Below are 21529 nucleotides of genomic sequence, written 5' to 3' on the forward strand. Positions count from 1 at the left end.
CTGTCGGTTCCTCCTTAGCGGTCGAAAAACAGCGCTTTTTATTTTACAATTAATAAATCTAAGCTAGCAATTGATAACGCCATTTTAGCAATTTGCATTAATTGTTTTAATCGGTTTTGTTTGACTTTTTCATCCTCAACCATAACCATCGTTTCATTGAAGTACGCATCAATTAACGGACGTAGATTTACTAGTGCTTCATAGTTTTCTGCAATCGTGCGTGTCGCAAATGCTTCAGATAAATCGTTAACCGCTTGATACAGTTCTTTTTCTGCCTTATTTTCAAACAGACTTGGATCAATCCCTTCTTCAGTATCACCTAAAAGTTCTTGACCTTTTTTCGCTAAATTAATAACACGCGTTAAGGCTTCCATTGATGGTTTAAAATCTTGATCTTCAAAACGGCTTTTTAAAATATTTGCTGAAGCAAATAATTTCGATAAATCGGCTTGCTCAGCAGACACCACTGCATCGATAATGTCATGGCGAACATTTTTCGTCATTAATAATTGACGTAAGCGAGCTTTCACAAATTCAACGACTTCTGCTTGTCCTTCGTTTAGTAAAACGCCATATTTCTCAACATCTTGATTCACTGCTTCATCAACTTCTGTTTGTAATTGGACTAATGGGAAGGTCCAGCCTTTATCTTCAATAATTCGGATAACGCCATAGGTTTGACGACGAAGTGCATAAGGATCGTTAGAACCTGTTGGAATCATACCAACTGAGAAGAATGAAAAGACGCTGTCAAGCTTATCGGCTAAGGCCAAAACAGCCCCGATTGCTGTTTCTGGCAATTCACCTTCACTGGAAGTTGGTAGATAATGTTCTCGAATCGCCGTTGCTACGGCTGGTTTTTCGCCTTGTAATAAGGCATATTTTTCTCCCATAATTCCTTGTAATTCTGGGAATTCACCAACCATATTTGTTACTAAGTCAAATTTATAAATTTCAGAGGCACGTTTTAAATCTTCCAATTCCTCCTCAGATAAGCCAACTTTTCGACCAATGATTTGTGCAATCAAAGCAACCCGTTGCATTTTTTCATAAATTGAGCCAATCTTTTCATGGAAAGTCACATTTTTTAGTTTTTCAACACATGCTTCAATCGTTAATTTTTTATCTTCATTGTAAAAGAATTCTGCATCTTCTAAACGAGCAATTAACACTTTTTCATTTCCTTTAATCACGTTTTCAAGGTGAACATTATCCCCATTGCGAACAGCGATAAAATGCGGCATTAATAAGCCTTGGTCGTTACGAACTTCAAAGTAACGTTGGTGTTCTTTCATAGAAGTCACTAATACTTCATCTGGAACAGATAAATATTTTTCATCAAAACTGCCTACAAATGCAGTTGGATATTCCACTAAATTCGTAACTTCTTCCAATAACTCTTCATCTAAAGCTAACTGCCAATTTTTTTCTGCAGCGAGTGCGTTCGCTTGATCAACAATCATTTGTTTCCGTTCATTCGGTTGAACCACTACAAATTGTTCTTTTAATTTTGCTTCATATTCATTAGCATGTTGGAACGTCACATCGTCTCCCAAGAAACGGTGGCCACGAGAAGTTTGCCCTGTCGTCACGTCTAACACGTTGAAAGAAATTACTTCATCATCAAGTAGTGCCACAATCCAGTGAATTGGACGAATATATTCGAAATCATAGTTTGCCCAGTGCATTGTTACCGGGAAAGTTAGACTTGTAATCACGTCATTTAATTTTGTTAATACTTCTTTGGCACTTTGGCCTTTGGTAAACTTCGTCACATAGACATATTCGACACCATTTAATTCTTTGAAAACAATGTCCTCAGTTGTGACTCCTTGACCGCGTACAAAACCTTGTGCAGCTTTTGACCAATTTCCTTCAGCATCTAAAGCAATCTTTTTCGCTGGACCTTTTACTTCTTCTTCAACATCCGCTTGTTTTTCAGGAATCGCAGTTACTTTCACGGCTAAACGACGAGGTGTGGCAAAGGATTGCACTGTTTCATAGTCTAAATGATGTTCATCTAAAAATTTGATTACTTTTTCTTCAAGTTGGATACGGCTTAATGTGACAACATGTGCGGGCATTTCTTCTAAGCCAATTTCTAATAATAAATCTTTTGCCATGTTATTCTGCCTCCTTGGATACACTTTGATCTTTATTTAATAATGGGAACCCTAATTTTTCACGTTCAGCCACAAAAATTTTCGCTACGGAACGAGCCATATTCCGAATGCGGGCTAAATATCCTGCACGTTCCGTTACAGAGACAGCGCCGCGAGCATCTAATAAATTGAATGTATGGCTACATTTTAAAATATAATCATAGGCTGGGTGAACTAAGCTTTCTTCAATACAGCGTTTAGCTTCTTTTTCAAATTTGTCAAAGTTTTCTAAAAGCATTTCTTGGTTACTAATTTCAAAGGAATATTTTGAATGTTCATATTCAGGTTGGACAAAAATTTCACCATATTTAACGCCTTGTGTCCATTCTAGATCATAGACACTTTCGACTTCTTGGATATATGATGCCAAGCGTTCTAACCCATAAGTAATTTCAGAAGTGACAGGATGACATTGTAAGCCCCCGACTTGTTGGAAATACGTCAATTGGGTAATTTCCATGCCATCTAACCAAACTTCCCAACCTAAACCAGCACAGCCCATTGAAGGATTTTCCCAGTTATCTTCTACAAAACGAATGTCATGTTCTAATGGATCAATTCCTAATAATTTCAAACTTTCTAGATAAAGTTCTTGGATATTTTCAGGAGAAGGCTTCATTACAACTTGGAATTGATGATGTTGGTATAGACGGTTTGGATTTTCACCATAGCGTCCATCAGCTGGACGACGAGAAGGTTCTACGTAGGCAGCATTCCATGGTTCAGGTCCAATGGCACGTAAAAACGTGTAAGGACTCATGGTGCCGGCTCCCTTTTCTGTATCATAGGCTTGCATTAACATACAGCCATTAGATGACCAAAATTTTTGCAAGGTTAAAATCATTTCTTGTACGGTTAACTTGTTTTTCATTGTTTTCCTCCTTGGAATATTTTTTATAGACATAGGGATTGGCTTTGCTTCGGGAATGTAAATTTAAAAAGGGCTACAGAGAAACAATTTTGTAGAATGGGATAATTTTTATGCTGTTATAACGTTCCACATCTGCTCCATGTTTTTGGCTAAACAGTTTGTTTTAGCACAGAGGAGACAACGTTCCCTTTGGTCACCTTGTACTGTTCATCATCTACTCCATGTTTTTGGCTAAGCAGTTTGTTTTAACATAGAGGAGACAACGTTCCCTTTGGTCACCTTGTGCTGTTCCACATCTGCTCTGTCACCTTTGCGCCAATTGAGCTTTTTTGAATAAACGTTACTATTTTTTCTTTTGGTGTTAACTGTTTGCTTTTTTTATTCGGTTACAACGTTCCCTTTGGTCACCTTGTACTGTTCATCATCTACTCTGTCGCATTTGCGCCAATCGTAGTGATTCACAGCAAAAAGTCCCCATGCCTATTAATAGACATAGGGACGAATAATTATCGCGGTTCCACCCTACTTCCGATGTGTTCATCGGCAGCTTCGTTTGTCGTACTCCAAAGTGCCTTTCAAAAGTTCCGTGTTTCTGGCTCCCACTCTCCCAGATTCGCTTAACAGAGGGTTCTTTTTACTTCTCTTTTTCTTCGTACGTATTTAACTTCTCTATCATAATACGGTGTCTGAGGGAAGTTGTCAAATTTTTTTTAGAAAAATGACTGCTTGTTTATGTTTCTTTTTCTTCCTTCTTTCGTGGTGGAATTTTTAACGTATTTTCCCACGTTTTCATTTGATCAATAAATTTTTTGCTTTTTAAGTGCAACCCGACATATTCATCGTATAACATATCAATCGTTTCTCGAATACTTTTCTTAGTTTCTTCTTTTACTTGAATGTTTTGGACTTTTTCATAGGAGACTTGCGAAAATAAGCGAATAAAATGAATTGCTCTAGGATCTGCATGGTATCGCTGTTCATCTAAATGCCAATGTTTTTCACAAAGCACACCGCTATATCTTGAGGAATAATCAAATTTCCCTTGTGTTTCGCCACAAGCCACACAATGATGCCATTCTGGTCGTACACCAAACCGTTCTAACAATTGAATTTCAAAAATATTTGTAATGATTTCCGGATCTTTTTGCTCATTTAAAGCGGATAATGCCATGTGGGTAAATTGAAATAAATTAGGGTCATAGTGCTGATCTTCAATTGCTGCATCGACTAAGTTTAAAATATATGTTCCATATGCGTTAATAAATATGTCTTGTTGAATGTTTCGAAAAGGTTGAACTTCTTTGCTGCTATTGAGAAAAGATAAGCCTTCTTCTCTAAAATTTCCGATGTAGACGGCTTCTGTAAATGGCAGAATCGCTGGCAAAAGAGGATTATTTTTTCGATGCGCGCCTTTCACAAAAAACATCAATTTCCCATAGGATTCTGTAAAAATTTTGACGAGTTTATCCTTCTCTTTAAAATCCTTCGTAAATAAAATAATGCCTTTGGTCTCCCCTAATGCCATTCAATTCACTTCCATTTCTTATGTAAATTAGTGTAGTGTTTGGAAAGTTCGTTTATACACTCGCTTCCCAAACACTACTTTCTTAATATTCTTCTTTGCGATAACCAAAATCTTGTAAATAGATTTTTTTGTCACGCCAGTCTTTTTGGACTTTTACCCAAAGCTCCAAATACACTTTGTCATCTAATAAATATTCAATATCTTGACGCGCCTTGGTACCAATTTGTTTCAGCATTTTTCCGCCTTTGCCAATAATGATACCTTTTTGACTGTCCCGTTCCACAATAATGGTTGCTTGGACATGGACTTTATCGTTTTCATCCCGTTTCATTGAGTCCACAACGACAGCGACAGAATGAGGAATCTCATCTCTTGTTAAAAGTAACACTTTTTCACGAATTAATTCGGAAACGATAAAATATTCTGGATGATCCGTAATTTGGTCATCAGGGAAATATTGTGGTCCTTCTGGCATTTGCTCAACGAGAACATCCATCAAATGCTCAAAATTATTTCCTTCAGTGGCAGAAATGGGAATAATTTCTTTAAAGTCCATTTGTTTCGAATAGTCTTCAATAATACTCAATAAATCATCTGGATGGACTTTGTCAATTTTATTAATAATCAAGTAGACTGGACTATTATTATTTTTCAATCGTTCAATAATAAAGTCGTCACCTTTCCCGCGTTTTTGATCAGCACTTACCATAAATAAAGTAGCATCTACTTCACGCATCGCATTGTAGGCACTTTCCACCATGAAATCGCCCAAGCGGTGTTTAGGTTTGTGAATCCCTGGAGTATCGATAAAAACAATTTGTGCTTCAGGAATTGTATAAATTCCTTGAATCTTATTACGAGTTGTTTGTGCTTTGTCACTCATAATTGCAATTTTTTGGCCGACAATTCGATTTAACAATGTTGATTTTCCAACATTTGGTCTGCCGACAATGGCTACGAAACCAGATTTATGTTCAGTTGTCATTGTATTTCTCCTCTTATTTCCACATTTGAATGATTTGTAAAATTTTTGGTACAAATAGAATTAGTCCTACTAGCACTGCGAAACCGGCTGTTAATAAAACAGCTCCTGCGGCCATGTCTTTGACTTTTTTTCCGATTGGATGAAAGTGAAAATCCGTAAACATATCTACGACATTTTCAAAAATTGTGTTGATAATTTCTGCCAACCAGACAAGAAAAACGGCCAATAACAACCACAGCCATTCAGCAAGTGTTAAGGAAAACAAGAAACCAAACACAATGGCCGTGACGCCAAACGCCACATGTTTGCGCATATTACGTTCTTCTCGAAAAACTGTTTTGATTCCTTGCCAGGCAAATTCTAATGAATTAATAAAATGTTTATTTTTTCCTGTTTGCTCATCTTTTAAGGCCATACGCATCTAAAATCTCTTTCTGTAAACCAAACATTTCTTTTTCATCTTCAGGTTCCATATGATCGTACCCATTCAAATGTAAAAAGCCATGTACTGCCAAAAAGCCCATTTCTCGCTCCAATGTGTGCCCATATTCAACTGCTTGTTCTGCTGCTCGCTCTGTTGAAATAATTAAATCACCTAGATTACGTGGTAGCTCTGCCAACTCTTCATCATCAAAAATAATTGGCAATTCGTCTTCCCCTTCATCCTCTAAAGCAAAACTGATGACATCTGTAGGCATATCTTTGCCCCGATAGTCACGATTAATCACTTGGATACCTGCGTTATCTGTAAAAGTCACCGACATCTCCGTATCTTCGGCAATTTCTAGAAAACCCGCTGCAAATTGCAGCAAATTTTCGATTTCTTTGATTTCTTCTGTTGGTACTTTCTCGGTTTCATCAATGAAAGTAATATCCATTAGTCATCTCTCTTTTCTTGTTCATCTTTCATTTCTTCTGCTTCAGCTTTCATTTTTGGATACTTAATCCGTGAATGGAAGGTACTGCATAATCCATTAATTAATGATTTTTCAATGATGCGAATCTCTTTCATCGTTAACCCGCATTCATCTAATTGGCCATCTGAAATTCTATCTTGAATCACATTATGCACAAAGGCTTGAATTTTTTCGTTGGTCGGATGATCCATCGCCCGCACAGCAGCCTCACAAGTATCAGCAATACTCACAATCCCTGCTTCTCGTGTTTGTGGACGTGGCCCAGGATAACGGAAGTCTGATTCTTTAATTTCAGGATTGCGTTCTTTTGCTTTCACATAGAAAAATTTCATCAATGTTGTGCCATGATGTTGACGACAAATGTCAATCACCATTTGCGGCATATTGTACTCTTCTAAAATTTTGGCGCCATCAATTACGTGGCCAAAAATAATTTGTTTACTATCTTCTGGCAATAAAAAGTTATGTGGATTTTCTGCGCCAGCAGGTAAGTTTTCCACAAAGAAATTGGCGTGTTTAATTTTGCCAATGTCATGGTAATAACAAGCAACTCGTGTTAATAGCGACCGTCCACCAATCTCAGCAACAGCGTTAGCGCTCAAACTAGCCACCATCATGCTATGATGATAGGTACCTGGCGCTTCTTCTAACAGTTGTTTTAACAACGGATGGTTCGGATTACTTAATTCATTCAAGACAATCATACTATCATCAGTCACTAATAATTCGATATATGGATGCAAGCCCATTGTTGCTAAAAATGAAAGTACCGTTCCTGCACCTGCACAAATTAAAGCTGTCCACGTTTTACCATCTGTTAAACTCATTCCTTGATAAATCATTAAGACAACCGCCATGAAAACAGGAAAGACCACTACCCACATTAAAGCTGGGAAAACTTGCTCACTCATCCGTTTCCGTTTAACAACTGTTGCTAGAAATCCTGAGAATAAGTACATAATCAGAATAACCGTCAACGAGTTTGTGCCAATAGAATTATAAAAGATAAATAACGCAAAAACGACTTGGAAAATGGCAGCGATTATCCCTGAACGACGATTTACAAAATGATTTAGAATCAGCGGCGCAAAGGCTGCCGGATAGAACAAGGGAATATACATCAACTGCTCTGTTTGGAAAATCTGGAAGAATTTCATTAAAATAACACTGATTAGCATAGCACCCGTGTAAAAGATAATAAACGAGCGTTGTCGCGAAGGCTCAGTCACTTGTTTTGTAAAGAAAATTAACACTTCAACTTGAAGTAAAATAGCTAATGCTAATGCCACCATCGGAAAAATAGAGGTATTTTGACTAGTCATTCCTAGTAACTCAAGTTTTTCGACCGCTTTTGCATCAATTTGAGTACCTTCACGAACAATAATTTCGCCTTGATAAATCATTGCGGGTTGAACAGCATTCATCGCTTTTTGACGCAGCTCTTCTGTTCGTTTTTCATTGGCAATATCGTTTACCACAATCCCTTGGTTAACAATGTAACGAATGACTTGTTGCATGGTACTCGTAATATCTAAGTATTGAATTTTACCGTTAGCTTCTTGGCGAATTTTATCCAAATCAGATTCTCGAACGTGATTTTGCATTGCGTCATCCACCAACATCAAACTTTCTGAACGAACCTTATCCAATTGCTCAGAGGTTAATGTAAAGATTGTTTGATAAAAAACATTAGGAAAACTTTGATAAAACGTAACTTCATCTTGCGGTAAAGATTCAAACAATGACTTTAAGCTAGCTACTCGTTCTTCCACGGTCGGCGCAGGAATCGTTTCTTCCTTTTTGGCCTTCGCTTGCTTATTGCTGTACTCTTTGTCTACTTTTTCATTCGCAGAATCAATCAATTTAAATAATTTATCAATACGATTATGTTGGACAGATGCCGTATCTTCTTGATAAATATATTCGGGGGTGACAGCTTCTGCTGCCAATTTTTTTCTTTGTTCTGTTTCGTAGGTATTCTCGATATTTTTATTTGCACGAATGGTTTTCTCGGCCAGTTGACCTTCTTTAATTTCTACTCTTTTCTGATGGACACTGCCAAACATAATCATAAATAAAAGAAGAGAAAAAACGGCTAATAAAATAGGTAAGTAGGCCTTACCTAAACGATCCCCTAACTTTGTAAGTACTTTTTTCAAAAGGTACTTTCACTCCTTCCCTAACTGCTTAGGAATGCTTTTGTTGTTCTTTTTCATAGGCTTGAATAATTTGTGCTACAACCGGATGACGCACAACGTCACTGGCTTCAAAATTTACAAAGGCAATTTTTTCAATGTCTTTTAACGTACGCTCGGCGTTAACTAAACCACTTGTTACACCACGTGGCAAGTCAATTTGACTAGTATCTCCATTAACAATCATTTTTGAACTAAACCCTAAACGAGTTAAAAACATTTTCATTTGGGCAACCGTGGTATTTTGTGCTTCATCTAGAATGACAAAAGCATCATCCAATGTACGACCACGCATATAAGCAAGCGGGGCAATTTCAATAACGCCGCGTTCCATTAAACGATTTGTATGATCCATACCAAAAATTTGATATAAGGCATCGTAAACTGGACGTAAATAAGGATCGACTTTTTCTTTTAAGTCACCTGGTAAAAAGCCCAAGCTTTCGCCAGCTTCCACCGCTGGACGAGTTAAAATAATTTTTTGTACTTCGCCTTTTTTCAAAGCTGCTACCGCCATCACCACGGCTAAAAAGGTTTTTCCTGTTCCCGCAGGTCCCACCCCGAAAATGACGTCATGAGTTTTAACTGCATCGATATATTTTTTTTGACCAACATTCTTAATTCGGATGGCCCGACCATGATGGTCCTTCATAATTTCTTCTTCATACATGGCAATAAACGCCTCTAAATTTCCAGCTTTGGCCATTTTTAAAGCAGAAACGACATCTGGCGTATGCACTTTGATGCCTCGTTGAATTAATGTTTGTAGCGCTCTTAACACGGAAGCGACTAACTCTACCTCTGATGATTCGCCAATTAACTGAATAACTTCGCCACGACTATTAATCGTTACGTGGGTATTCTCTTCTAAAAATTTGATATGTTTATCATGTGTTCCTAAAAGCATGTGTGCATCATCAGAATCAGTAAGTATTAATTCCAAAGATTTTGACTGATTATCTGTCAAAAAACGTCCATCTCCTTTATTATATAGTCCTTTACAATGATACCACATTCTTATCTGTTTAAAAAGAAGTCGTACCTGATTTGACTTTGAAAGTCAAAAAAGAGAAAACCGTAAAAAGCTACCGGTTTTCTCTTTACATAAAAAAACTAGGACAGTATACTGTCCTAGTTTCGATAACGCTCTTAGTTTTCTTGTAATAATTCTTTCACAATTGCGTTAACTTGGTTGCCATCGGCTTTGCCTTTGACTTTCGGCATCATAGCGCCCATCACTTTACCAAAATCTTTTGGTGAAGTGGCGCCAGTTTGCGTCATTACCTCTTGAACTAGTTGACGAATTTCTTCCTCTGTTAGTTGTTGAGGCATATATTTTTCAACAATTGCTATTTCAACTTTTACTTTTTCAACAAGATCGTCGCGTCCCGCCTTTTCAAACTCTGATAAAGAATCTTTTCTCTGTTTCATCTCACGAGACAATACAGTGAGTTCTTCTTCTCCGTTCAATTCACGGCCCGCTTTAATCTGATCATTTTGAATGGCAGTCTTTAACATACGAAGTACGGCTAAAGTTTCTTTGTCTTTAGCTTTCATCGCTGTTTTAATGTCGTCATTCAATGTGGTTAGCAATGACATACCACCAACTCCAATTCATTCAAAACTAGAATTTTTTACGTTTTCTAGCTGCTTCAGATTTTTTCTTACGCTTTACACTTGGTTTTTCGTAGAATTCACGTTTACGTGATTCTTGTAAAGTACCCGCTTTTGAAACGGAACGTTTGAAGCGACGAAGAGCATCATCAAGAGATTCGTTTTTACGAACGACTGTTTTTGACATGTTATTCCCTCCCTCCGAGCTTAAAAAGTAACCGTTTTTCTTATTTGTGGGAAAAACCCACAAATTAAAATACTGTCCTTGTTATATTATAGCTAAAGCATAAATAACCGTCAACCACTCTACTGATAAAATACGAAATTTTTGTTTGATTTTTCGTCTTATTCGCTATTTTTCGCAACAATCGGCACAACGACCAAGTATTTCAAAGCGATGTCCTTCAATTGAACAACCTTTTAACTGTTCTTCAAAAAAATTCATCGGACACATGTGAATTTCTTCCGTTTTGCCACAAACCGTACAAATAAAGTGATGATGATGTTCCACCTCTTGGCAACAACGGAAACGAAACTTTTGCTCGCCATTTAATTCTGTTTTTTCCAGTAATTCTAAGCGCTCAAAGTCATGCAAGTTACGATAAACCGTATCATAACTGACTCCTTTAAAGGTTTCATTCATAAATTCATACACTTCACGTGCAGAAACATACCGATTTCGCTTAATCAAATAGCTCATCAGTAATTCTCGTTTTTTAGTATATTTTAATCCACTGGCTTTCATGGTTTCTAAGGCTTGTTCAATATTGGTTTTTACTGGTGCCATCGCCATTTCCTCCCTCACCAACCTAAATCAGAATCATTACGAAATAGATTCTGGACTTATGGTATAATAAAATTATTAAAAATGCAAGAAAGGACTTACCCTCTATGACTATTTCTGAAGAAAAAAAATGTGTGACGATTTTTGTCATCTCAGATTCTGCTGGCGAGACCGCTTCAAAATTGGCGGCTGCTTCAATGGCCCAGTACCCCACTGTTGATTTTACTTTGATTAGACGAACATTCGTTAAAGACGAAGATAAACTGGTGCAAGCGTTAGAAGATGCCAAAAAAGCAGAGGCCATGGTACTGCATACTATCATTAATGATCATCTCGTGGCGATTGCTAATCAATTTTTCAATGAGCATCAATTGTTCCATTTTGACATTTTGACACCACCAGTTGCGGAAATCGAACGATTAACAGGTGTCGCACCCATGCGGGAACCAGGTGCCTTACATCATCTGAATGAAAATTATTTTAAACGAATTGAAGCAATGGAATTTGCTGTCAAATATGACGATGGCAAGGACCCACGAGGCTTTTTAGAAGCGGATGTGTTACTTCTTGGCGTTTCCCGAACTTCTAAAACACCGCTAAGTCTCTTTTTAGCCAACAAGAACTTAAAAGTTGCTAATTTGCCACTAATTCCTGAAGCACATTTACCGAAACAATTATTCGAAATGGACCCTAAAAAAATTGTTGGCTTAACCAATGATCCCAATGTTTTAAACGGGATTCGTAAAGAACGAATGCGCGCATATGGATTGCCTGAAAATACTTCTTATTCAGATATTGAAAAAATTCGGCGAGAACTGGCTTTTGCTAATGATCTTTATCAAAAATTAGGTTGTATCGTTATTGATGTCGCTTCTCTTTCAATTGAAGAAACTGCCTCAATGATTCTTAATGCTTTGAACTTAGAAGATCATAGTTATTATTCCACGGAAACAGCCGAGGATTAAAAAAAACGAGAAAAAATCACTAGTGATTTTTTCTCGTTTTTTTTAAAAGACTTGAACACCTTCTTGATCAATATTGAAAATTTGGATGCTCGCTTTGGTAGATAATTTCTCCAAACTTTGAACAATTTCGTTGGTTCGTTCTTCTGGCGACAAGATTAGCACAGTTGGACCAGCACCGCTTAAGAAAGAGCCATAAGCACCTTTTTGCTGAGTTAAACGACGAATTTCTTTTAAGTGAGGAACCAATGAACGACGATACGTTTCATGCCATTTATCTTGTTCCATCATTTTGCCTGCTAAAGGTAAATCCCCGTTTAAAATTGCGGCAATCATAACATTGGCAATTGAGCTGGCCGCGACCGCTTCTTTATAAGTCAATTTTTCGGGCAAAACAGCGCGACTTTTTTCGGTAAATAATGGTTCCTCTGGAATAAATGCAATGACATCACACATTGGAAAGTGATGTTTGACATGGTAGACTTGGTTTTCTACATGGCTAGCCACCACGAAATCTCCTAAAATAGCTGGGGCAACATTATCAGGATGTCCTTCCATCTCTGTGGCCAAACGAACTTTTTCTTTAGGGGACAAATTTAAATGTGCTAGTCGGTTAGCTAATTCAATGCCTGCTACAATCACACTTGAGCTACTGCCTAGTCCTCTTGCAAGGGGAATGTCAGAAACCATCCGAATAACTTTTGGTGTTAATTCTGGTGCAATTTTCAATGCCGTTTGAATTAATAAATTCTCTTCATTAGTAGGAATCTCTTCTCCCAAAGTATGTTGAATTTCCCAAAATTCACTTTCACCTAAAACGTTGATTGTTAAATAAGCGGATAATGCAATGCCACATGAATCAAAGCCAGGTCCTAAGTTGGCACTAGTGGCAGGTACTCTTATTTTCATAGTGTTGCGACTCCTTTTCGTAAGTGCAGACGCATTTCTTCCACGTCACTCATTTTTGAAATAGCTACTTCTGTCTCCATTGCTGTATCAGGATCTTTCAGTCCGTTACCAGTAAAGACTGCCACGACGGTTTCACCTGCTTTGATTTTACCGCTTTTAACATGTTGAATAACTCCAGCTAATGAAGCAGCCGAACCAGGTTCAATGAAAACCCCATCTTGAGCAGCAATTTTTCGGTAAGCCGTTAAAATTTCTTGATCTGTCACGGCATCAATGAAACCACCGGATTCATCCCGTGCCTGTTCTGCTAGTTGCCAACTAGCAGGATTTCCAATCCGGATCGCTGTTGCCACGGTTTCAGGTTGCTCAATCACTTGGCCTTTCACGATCGCTGCGGCACCTTCTGCTTCAAAACCATGCATTCTTGGTAAAGTTGTTCCTTGTTTTTCATGCCATTCTTTAAAGCCTTTCCAGTAAGCGGAAATATTGCCGGCATTTCCAACTGGAATCGCTAAGACATCGGGCGCTTGACCTAATTGTTCACAAACTTCAAAAGCTGCTGTCTTTTGCCCTTCTAAGCGATAAGGATTCACTGAATTAACTAGCGCAACTGCCTCAGTTTTCGCAATCTCTCGCACCGCTTTTAATGCTTCATCAAAGTTACCTGGAATCGAAATAATGTCTGCCCCATACATAATAGCTTGCGCCAATTTTCCCAGTGCGATTTTCCCTTCTGGAATCACTACATACGCTTTAATGCCTGCTCTTGTGGCATACGCAGCAGCGGCGGCACTAGTATTTCCTGTAGAAGCACAAACAATCGCTTTGGCACCTTCTTCTACCGCTTTTGCTACAGCCATCACCATCCCGCGATCTTTGAATGAGCCGGTGGGATTTAAGCCTTCGTATTTTCCATATAATTGAATACCTAATTCTTTGGATAAATTAGGTAAAGGAATCAGTGGCGTATTTCCTTCGGCTAAAGAAATCATTGGTGTTTTTTCTGTTACGGGCAAATACGCTTGATACTGTTTTAACAAACCTTCATACATGTTTACTCATCTCCTATAACCTTCATTACATTCAATAACTGAAAGGCTTCCGTATTTTGAATAGCTATCACAACTTGTTGCATTTGTGCTTTTGATATCTGGTGTGTAATGGCAACAATTCTTGCTCGCTGTCCATCTGATTTCTGTTGAACTAATTGATCAAAGCTGACTTCTGCTTTAGTCATTAATTGCGTCAACTGCAAAAATTGTCCTGGTGTATCTGGAACATCTAATGAAAAATAGTACTGCCCAAATACATTTTCGGAACTCGTCAATTGTGTTTTATGTTGATACGAATTGAACATATGGCCAGTCGTTGCCAAGCGAATGTTTTTAGCAATCGTAATTAAATCACTGACCACACTGGTTGCTGTCGGTTTAGCTCCAGCTCCTGGACCGTAATACATTGATTCCCCCACGCCTGCACTTTTAATAAATACTGCATTGTACTCATTCCGAACAGATGCAATAGGGTGCTTTTGATTGACTAGCATAGGCGCCACTTCCACCGAGATACTATTCTCATTTTGTTCAGCAGAGCCAATCAATTTGATTTCATACCCCAGTTGTTTAGCCATAGCGACATCATCTAAAGACAATCCGCGAATTCCACGAATATCAACTTGTGGTAATGAAACATTCATCCCAAAAGCAAATTGACTTAAAATAACCATTTTATAGGCTGCGTCAATTCCATCGACATCATTTGTCGGATCCGCTTCAGCAAATCCCAACGCTTGCGCTTCTGCTAAAGCTTCTTCATAACTTTTATCAGCAGAAACCATTTGCGTAAGCATATAATTCGTCGTACCGTTCACAATCCCTAAAACTTGTTGAATATTGTCTGCCGCTAAGCTATTAGCAATTGTTCTTAAAATTGGAATCCCGCCAGCAACACTTGCTTCATAATATAAATCACAATGATGTTTTTGGGCTAACGCTACTAATTCACTCCCATGTTGCGCCAGTAAATCTTTATTAGCAGTCACAATATGTTTACCCTTTTCTAAAGCTTTCATGATATACGTTTTGGCTGGTTCAATGGTTCCCATTAATTCCACAACGATTTGAATCTCTTTATCTTCTAAAATATCATCAATTGAAGTTGTTAAAGAAAGACCGTATTCTTCCGCTTGCGCTTGTTTCGTTTCAAGATTTCGGACAAATGCTTTTTCAATGACTACATTCATTCCTGTCACTTGTGAAATTTTCTCTTGATGTTCTTTCAAGAGAGTTAAAACGCCAGTGCCTACAGTCCCTAATCCTAGTAACCCGATCTTTAAGGTATCCTTCATTTTTACCTCCATCAACAGCGCTATTCTAGTTACGCTATTTTTTCCTACTTTTTATCGATGTTCAATATGCTCAAAGGTCTGATTTAAAATATCTATTACATGATGATCATCCAATGTATAAAAAATCGTTTTTCCTTCGCGACGTGCCTTGACAACCCGGCTATCTCTTAATAATTTTAGTTGATGAGAAACGGCGGACTGTTCCATTCCCAATTGTTCACTAATCGCCGTTACGTTATGCTCGCCTTCTTTTAAAAGTAGCAAAATTCTTAAACGTGTTGGATCACTTAATACTTTATATAATTGACTTACTTGTTTGATTTCTTCCATTTGTTTCATTATAGTCGCCTCACTTTGCACTCATTATAACACAGAGTTTTTTAAAATAAGAACTGCGATTGTTCTTTCCTACGAAAAATATGGCACAAAGAAAGTTGGAAAAATGACAAACTTGTCGATTTTCCAACTTTCTTCATCTATTCGTGGTTGGCTTGCTGAACTGCATCCATCACGGCATAACGGAAGCCATTTTTTTCTAGAGCTACGACACCGCGAATCGTACTTCCTCCTGGAGAAGTCACTTCATCTTTCAATGCTCCTGGGTGTTTTTTCGTGTCTAAGGCTAAGGTCGCCGTTCCTTTTATCATTTGAGCGACAATTTCATAAGATAAGTCTCTTGGTAACCCTTCTAAGACTGCTGCATCTCCCAATGCTTCCATAAAGATATCAACAAAAGCTGGACTGCAACCAGCCACAGTACCAAAAGTTTCCAGTTGCGCTTCACGAATTTCTTTGACTAACCCTAAAGTAGCAAGAAGTTCCATTACCAGGTCCTTCGTTTGGCCTTCAATTGTTGGTGCCAAGGCTACGCCAATCACACCCTGATTCACGCTAACTGGTGTATTAGGAATGGCATGAACAACTTTGGCTTCTTTATTGCCAAGAGCCATTTGTGCTTCTTGTATGGTATGACCTGTTGCAACAGAAATCAATAAACTTTCGTTGGAAAAATGAGGGGCTAATTCCTGAAGGACAGGTAACACGACCTTTGCTCCTGTCGCAATAAAAATAACCTTACATTCTTGGAAAAGTGCATAATCTGTGACAAGTTGAAAGCCCCACTCTTTTTGAAGTGCTTCTGCTGTTCCACTTGAGCCGCCTTTCACATATAAATGTTCCTTCTTGACTGCCTCAGCTTTCAGTAACCCTTTAATCATGGCACCGCCCATACTGCCAGCACCGATAAAGCCAATTTTCATAGCATTCCCTCCTTAGTTAAATAAAGTGTTTGTGTCAAAAGTCAATTAGCTTTTGACACAAACACTCACATTCGTACTTTTTTCCGTACAGCCTGTTTCGTTTATTTTATTTTGTTAATTCATTAACGACTGCTTCAAACGCAGCAATTTTTTCAGAAGCTTCTGAACTACTTGTTGCTTTTGTTGCTAGATAGAATTTAATTTTTGGTTCTGTTCCTGATGGTCGGATAGCAATCCAACTGCCATCTTCTAAATGATATTTCAACACATCAGAAGGAGGCGTTTGTAATTGTTCTGTTTGACCATCTGCAAAAGTGCGTGTTAATTCTTTAAAATCTTCCGTTTGAGCAACTTGAATCCCGGCAAACTCAGTTGGCGCTTGTTCACGACATTTTGCCATTAAAGCTTTGATTTTACCGCTTCCTTCAATTCCGCTCATTGTTACGGAAATAGTTTTTTCTTCAAAGTAACCAAATTCTTCAAAGATATCTTGTAAGCCATCGTATAATGTTTTTCCTTGTTTTTTATAGAAAGCCGCTACTTCTGCTAATAAAACTAACGCTTGAATTGCATCTTTATCACGAACAAAAGGTTTCACTAAGTAACCATAACTTTCTTCAAAACCAAACATAAACGTTTGACTGTGGTCTTCTTCGTATTGTTGAATTTTTTCAGCAATAAATTTGAAACCTGTTAAAACATTAAACATCTTCGTATTATATTTCTCAGCAATCGCTGTAGCAAGTTCACTAGAAACGATTGATTTTAGAACCGCAGCATTTTGAGGCAACGTGTCTGCTTGTTGATGGGCTTCTAAAATATAATGAATCATAATTGAACCTAATTGATTTCCTGTTAATACTTGGTAGTCTCCGTTTGGCATCCGCACAGCAGCACCTAAACGATCAGCATCTGGATCTGTTGCAATCAATAAATCAGCGCCTTCTTTTTCCCCTAAACGAATCGCGTATTCAAAAGCTGAATGTTCTTCAGGGTTTGGTGACTTAACTGTAGTAAAGTCAGGATCAGCAACGGCTTGCTCAGGTACTAAAACAAATTTTTCAAAACCGGCTTGTTTTAATGCCTTTTCTCCTAACATTTTCCCAGTTCCATGTAAGGGAGTGTAAACTAATTTTAATTCTTTACCCATTTCGTTAATTAATTCTTGATTAATCGTAACTGTTTTAATTTCTTTCAAATACGCGTTATCGACTTCTTCACCAACAATGTTAATTAAACCGCTGTGGGCAACTTCTTCATCTGATAAGACATCAATTTTCAAAGGATTTTCGATACTACGAACATATTTAGTTAATGCATCTGCATCAGCTGGCGGCATTTGACCACCGTCTTCACCATAGACTTTGTAGCCATTATAGGCAGCTGGATTGTGAGAAGCCGTAATCATGATTCCCGCAAAAGCTTTAAAGTAGCGGACCGCAAAAGATAATTCTGGTGTTGGTCGTAAGCTTTCAAACACAAAAGAAGGAATATCATGTTTAGCTAATGTTTTAGCTGCTTCCATTGCAAATTCTGGAGACATATGACGTGAATCATAGGCAATAGCTACACCGCGACGTTTTGTTTCAGGATCTTGCGTATCCATAAAACGTGCAAGCCCTTCTGTCGCTTGACGAACTGTAAAGATATTCATCCGATTAATACCGGCGCCTAAAATCCCGCGCATCCCGGCAGTCCCAAATTCTAATGGTGCGTAAAATGCATCTTCACATTTTTCAGGGTCTGTATTTAAGTCCTTTAATTCATTTTTTAAATTTTCTGGAATATTTTCTTCATTTAACCATTGTTGGTAAACTTGTTCCCAAGACATGGAAAACACCTCATTTGTTTTTTTGTTTTTACTTTTTAAGTATAGCATTGGATATTCGTTTAGAAAAGGGAAGTTGTAGCGTTTTCTCTCAGCAAATGATTTTTATAAGAAAAATCTTACTTAGTGTTCTATTTTTGTTTGTCTATTTTCAGAAAGCTGTCGTGTAATCCGTACCATTCGCTCACAAAAAAGAGGAATTTCTTCTGGTGAAATTCGGGAACAGTTCAAGCGAATACTTCCACGTTTTTCACTAAAAGCTACACTTGGTGCTACCAAAACACCTTCTCGTAAAAACACTTGCCAATCTTCTGGCTTAAGTGCCCCTTGACACCAATGTGCCCATAAATAAAAGCCGCCTTTTACTGGCGAAACTTCCCATTCTGACAACGATTTAAATACTTGATATACAGCTGTTGCTCGTTGTTCCACTTGTTTATTTAATAACGTAATTTTTTCAGAAAAAGAAGGATCTTCAATCGCCATTTTAGCGAGCATCTGCGGAAAAATACTCAACGAAACATCCATCATTTTTCTGGCTTCTGCAATTTGTTTCGTCACGGAGGCGGGCGCACTTAACCAACCAATTTTCGTGGTCGAACCTAAAATTTTTGACAACGAACCGATATACAAGACATTATCTGGATCTAATTTTTTTAAAGGAGGAATTTCTGTTTTCGGGATAAAACTTAGCTGCCCAAAAACATCATCTTCTAAAATAGGAACTTGATACGTTTGACAAACTTTCACGAGCTGTTCTCTTTTTCTTAAAGGCATCACTGTCCCAGTCGGATTTTGAAAGGAAGGATTAACCATAACCATTTTGATGCGATGTTGTCGGATTGTTTGTTCTAGCGCTTCAAGATCAATCCCTTCCTCTGTCATGGGCACACCAAATAAGCGCACACCAGCAGCTTGGAAAATTGGTAAGGCATAGAAGAAAGATGGATCTTCTACGGCAACACTATCTCCTTGTCTCAATAAAACTTGTAAAACTAAAAAAAGTGCTTGTTGCGCACCTGAAGTAAGCAATAAACTTTCACTTGGTAAATGAAGCTGATATTCCGTTGCTGTAATGGCTTGGATTTCTTTTCTTAACGGCAAATAACCTAATTCATCTTGTGCTTCCTCTTTTAAAAATTGTTTCCAATTTAATGCTGGAAAATCGAAACTGGGAATTAAGTCTAACGGCAACTCGCCTGTATACATATCTAAGTCAGTCGGCAAATTTTGTTTAGCACGTAACTCAATCTCTGCCACCAAGGGATGAACTTGTTTGAACACATTTTGTTCTAAATAACGATGCCAATCCGTTCGTGGCGTCATCATTACCCCCCATTTTCCTTCGTTAACAATCGTTCCGCTCCCTCTTTTTCGCACAATCCAGCCTAAGTCCACCAGTTCGTCTAATGCATGAACAACGGTTGAACGATTGACAGACAAGTACTCTGCCAGTTTACGTTCTGAAGGGATTTTTTCGCCTGGTAATAATTCGCCTGTTTGAATCTTTTGAACAATCATTTCCATAATACTGCGATAAATGGGAACATTTTGTTCTTTTTTAAGTTGCCACATAGCAATCACCTCAACAATTGGATGAGTTAAAAGTAATCCAGTTTAATGCTTTTGTCAATCGAAAATACAAGAAAAGTGAGACAGCCGTTTTGACGAATGTCCCACTTTTCTGTTTTACTATTAACAGGTTTGTCTCAATGTTTGTGTAAAAATGCTTGGATGGTGTTATAAAAGATTCCTGCGAACATAAAGATTAACCAACTAAACCGCCAATCCCCTAAAACAAAACTAATAAATAGATAGAGTGCAACAACTAAGGGCCAATAAACGGATGCAATAATTGCACCGACAGGATTTCCCACAGGTCCTTCCTCTGTTTTTGTTTGTTGAGGGGCAAAATCAGGATGACCAACATGTTCTGAATAAAAATAAGTTTCATTCAACAATTTATTAAAACTTCCTTTAATTACTCCACCAAATATAAACAAGAAGACGCCAACCGATACTAAAAAGAAGAGCCAACTAATCCCCATCGTTCCATTATAATATTGTCCGCCCATCATTTGATGCATGGAACGGCGCATCATCAGATGAAGGCCACTACTAAAGACAACAACTGGGATTAAACCCAAAATACAAAAAACGACGCCCGCTGCCATACAAAAAATAAATGATCGTTGAAAACTTTGTTCTCTTTGTGCAACTTCTTTTTTTAACTTAATCGGAATCAATCGTTGCCCCAGTTGTTTGTCCATTGCAACAAACCGATTACCAGCAACAATAAATAATGGAACGCCGATTGCCACACCTATGAAAAGACAAACTAAACCAAGACCGTTAGAAAGAACACCACGCATACCAACCAGCAAGCCAACACCCACCATGATTGCAACAACACCAAGACCAATTTGAATAGCACCTTTACGTTGGACAGCTAAATAGTCAAGTCCTTCCTCCACTGAAATTTCTGGCAAACCGTTCATTGAATCGTTTGTTTCATCCACTTGTTTATTTTCTAAATTCAATTCTTCCATTAATTCATCAATAGTACCAAATTCAGAAATAATTGTACCAATTGCTTCATTTTCCGATTTTCCTTGGCTGAGCAAGTCTTCATAACGATCCTCAGCATTTGCTAATAAGTCCGCCTTTAATTGTTTTGTTTCAGATGTTTCAACAACGCCTGAAAATAAGCTATCAATAAATTCTTCTATAATTTTCATTTTCCCATCTCCTTTACAAATGCTTCGACGACGTCTTTTGTTACTTCCCATTCTAGTAACTTTTCCTCTAAATAACGCTCTCCTGCATGGGTTATTTGATAATAGGTCCGCTTTTTGCCATGCGTTACTTCTCCTGGAAATGATTCAATGTAGCCATTTTTCTCTAAACGTGTAAAAGCAGAATAAAGTGTCGTTTCTTTAATCGAATATTGTTCTTTAGAAATTTCACGAATGCGTTTAGAAATCGCATAACCATATGAAGCGCCGGATTGTAAGATTGAGAGAATAAAGGTATCGTTGTATCCTCGAATTGCATCACTACCAATCACATAAATTCCTCCCTCAAGTACTTCAACTATCGTACTACGTCTGTCGTTGTAATTATCTTAACACGATTACTACGATAGGTAAAGTAAAAAAAGCACGTAATGCA

The 21529-nt window shown here is 37.9% G+C and carries 21 protein-coding genes; 1 reads left to right on the top strand and 20 read right to left on the bottom strand.

All coding sequences use genetic code 11. From position 1 onward, the window contains the following. Positions 1-38 precede the first annotated feature (38 nt). The 11 genes from glyS to PYW42_RS10180 form a co-directional block, all read right to left on the bottom strand. Positions 39-2123, bottom strand: coding sequence for a glycine--tRNA ligase subunit beta (gene glyS, locus PYW42_RS10130; protein WP_002411111.1), 2085 nt, complete (start codon positions 2121-2123; stop codon positions 39-41). Between the two features lies 1 nt (position 2124). Then, positions 2125-3033 (bottom strand): glycine--tRNA ligase subunit alpha, encoded by a 909-nt coding sequence (gene glyQ / locus PYW42_RS10135; protein ID WP_010816157.1) that lies wholly within the window; start codon positions 3031-3033, stop codon positions 2125-2127. Positions 3034-3763: 730 nt separating this feature from the next. After that, positions 3764-4558, bottom strand: coding sequence for a DNA repair protein RecO (gene recO / locus PYW42_RS10140; RefSeq protein WP_002382765.1), 795 nt, complete (start codon positions 4556-4558; stop codon positions 3764-3766). An 82-nt stretch (positions 4559-4640) separates the two neighbouring features. Further along, a complete protein-coding gene (gene era / locus PYW42_RS10145; RefSeq protein ID WP_002359745.1) occupies positions 4641-5543 on the bottom strand; it encodes a GTPase Era in 903 nt (300 codons plus the stop codon). Between the two features lie 13 nt (positions 5544-5556). Beyond that, complete coding sequence (locus PYW42_RS10150; RefSeq protein WP_002382764.1) at positions 5557-5958, bottom strand: diacylglycerol kinase family protein; 402 nt, start codon at positions 5956-5958, stop codon at positions 5557-5559. Continuing rightward, positions 5942-6421 (bottom strand): rRNA maturation RNase YbeY, encoded by a 480-nt coding sequence (gene ybeY, locus PYW42_RS10155; RefSeq protein WP_002356745.1) that lies wholly within the window; start codon positions 6419-6421, stop codon positions 5942-5944. Before ybeY ends, PYW42_RS10150 begins: the two co-directional genes overlap by 17 nt. Next, positions 6421-8619: an HD family phosphohydrolase gene (locus PYW42_RS10160; protein ID WP_002382763.1), complete on the bottom strand. Its 2199-nt coding sequence runs from the start codon at positions 8617-8619 to the stop codon at positions 6421-6423. The genes ybeY and PYW42_RS10160 overlap by 1 nt, the downstream gene beginning before the upstream one ends. Before the next feature lie 28 nt (positions 8620-8647). Beyond that, positions 8648-9562: a PhoH family protein gene (locus PYW42_RS10165; RefSeq protein ID WP_369810298.1), complete on the bottom strand. Its 915-nt coding sequence runs from the start codon at positions 9560-9562 to the stop codon at positions 8648-8650. A 242-nt stretch (positions 9563-9804) separates the two neighbouring features. After that, positions 9805-10254, bottom strand: a complete 450-nt coding sequence (locus tag PYW42_RS10170) for a GatB/YqeY domain-containing protein (protein ID WP_002356741.1) — start codon at positions 10252-10254, stop codon at positions 9805-9807. A gap of 25 nt (positions 10255-10279) precedes the next feature. Further along, positions 10280-10456: a 30S ribosomal protein S21 gene (gene rpsU / locus PYW42_RS10175; RefSeq protein WP_002356740.1), complete on the bottom strand. Its 177-nt coding sequence runs from the start codon at positions 10454-10456 to the stop codon at positions 10280-10282. A gap of 165 nt (positions 10457-10621) precedes the next feature. Further along, on the bottom strand, positions 10622-11062 hold the full coding sequence (locus PYW42_RS10180; RefSeq protein ID WP_002387080.1) for a Fur family transcriptional regulator: 441 nt from the start codon (positions 11060-11062) through the stop codon (positions 10622-10624). A gap of 98 nt (positions 11063-11160) precedes the next feature. Between PYW42_RS10180 and PYW42_RS10185 the strand changes: the two genes are divergently transcribed. Further along, positions 11161-12018: a pyruvate, water dikinase regulatory protein gene (locus tag PYW42_RS10185; RefSeq protein ID WP_002389973.1), complete on the top strand. Its 858-nt coding sequence runs from the start codon at positions 11161-11163 to the stop codon at positions 12016-12018. A gap of 42 nt (positions 12019-12060) precedes the next feature. Here PYW42_RS10185 and thrB read toward each other — a convergent pair whose 3' ends face one another. From thrB to PYW42_RS10230, 9 genes are all read right to left on the bottom strand, one after another. Further along, complete coding sequence (gene thrB / locus PYW42_RS10190; protein WP_002359743.1) at positions 12061-12924, bottom strand: homoserine kinase; 864 nt, start codon at positions 12922-12924, stop codon at positions 12061-12063. Beyond that, entirely contained in the window at positions 12921-13976 is a 1056-nt protein-coding gene (thrC, locus tag PYW42_RS10195; RefSeq protein ID WP_002356733.1) for a threonine synthase, read from the bottom strand. The genes thrB and thrC overlap by 4 nt, the downstream gene beginning before the upstream one ends. Positions 13977-13978: 2 nt before the next feature. Further along, on the bottom strand, positions 13979-15271 hold the full coding sequence (locus tag PYW42_RS10200) for a homoserine dehydrogenase (protein ID WP_002359742.1): 1293 nt from the start codon (positions 15269-15271) through the stop codon (positions 13979-13981). A gap of 51 nt (positions 15272-15322) precedes the next feature. Next, positions 15323-15631, bottom strand: a complete 309-nt coding sequence (locus tag PYW42_RS10205; protein WP_002356730.1) for an ArsR/SmtB family transcription factor — start codon at positions 15629-15631, stop codon at positions 15323-15325. A gap of 116 nt (positions 15632-15747) precedes the next feature. Beyond that, positions 15748-16530: a pyrroline-5-carboxylate reductase gene (gene proC, locus PYW42_RS10210; RefSeq protein WP_002362189.1), complete on the bottom strand. Its 783-nt coding sequence runs from the start codon at positions 16528-16530 to the stop codon at positions 15748-15750. Between the two features lie 106 nt (positions 16531-16636). Next, on the bottom strand, positions 16637-18361 hold the full coding sequence (locus PYW42_RS10215) for a phospho-sugar mutase (RefSeq protein WP_010816158.1): 1725 nt from the start codon (positions 18359-18361) through the stop codon (positions 16637-16639). Positions 18362-18481: 120 nt separating this feature from the next. Further along, positions 18482-19933: an aminotransferase-like domain-containing protein gene (locus PYW42_RS10220; protein WP_002411109.1), complete on the bottom strand. Its 1452-nt coding sequence runs from the start codon at positions 19931-19933 to the stop codon at positions 18482-18484. 134 nt (positions 19934-20067) lie between these two features. Next, positions 20068-21096: a permease prefix domain 1-containing protein gene (locus PYW42_RS10225; protein WP_002356724.1), complete on the bottom strand. Its 1029-nt coding sequence runs from the start codon at positions 21094-21096 to the stop codon at positions 20068-20070. Further along, on the bottom strand, positions 21093-21425 hold the full coding sequence (locus PYW42_RS10230; RefSeq protein ID WP_002356722.1) for a PadR family transcriptional regulator: 333 nt from the start codon (positions 21423-21425) through the stop codon (positions 21093-21095). The genes PYW42_RS10225 and PYW42_RS10230 overlap by 4 nt, the downstream gene beginning before the upstream one ends. Positions 21426-21529: the final 104 nt, after the last annotated feature.

This window comes from Enterococcus faecalis (genome assembly GCF_029024925.1).
In the GTDB taxonomy this organism is placed as follows: Bacteria; Bacillota; Bacilli; order Lactobacillales; family Enterococcaceae; genus Enterococcus; species Enterococcus faecalis.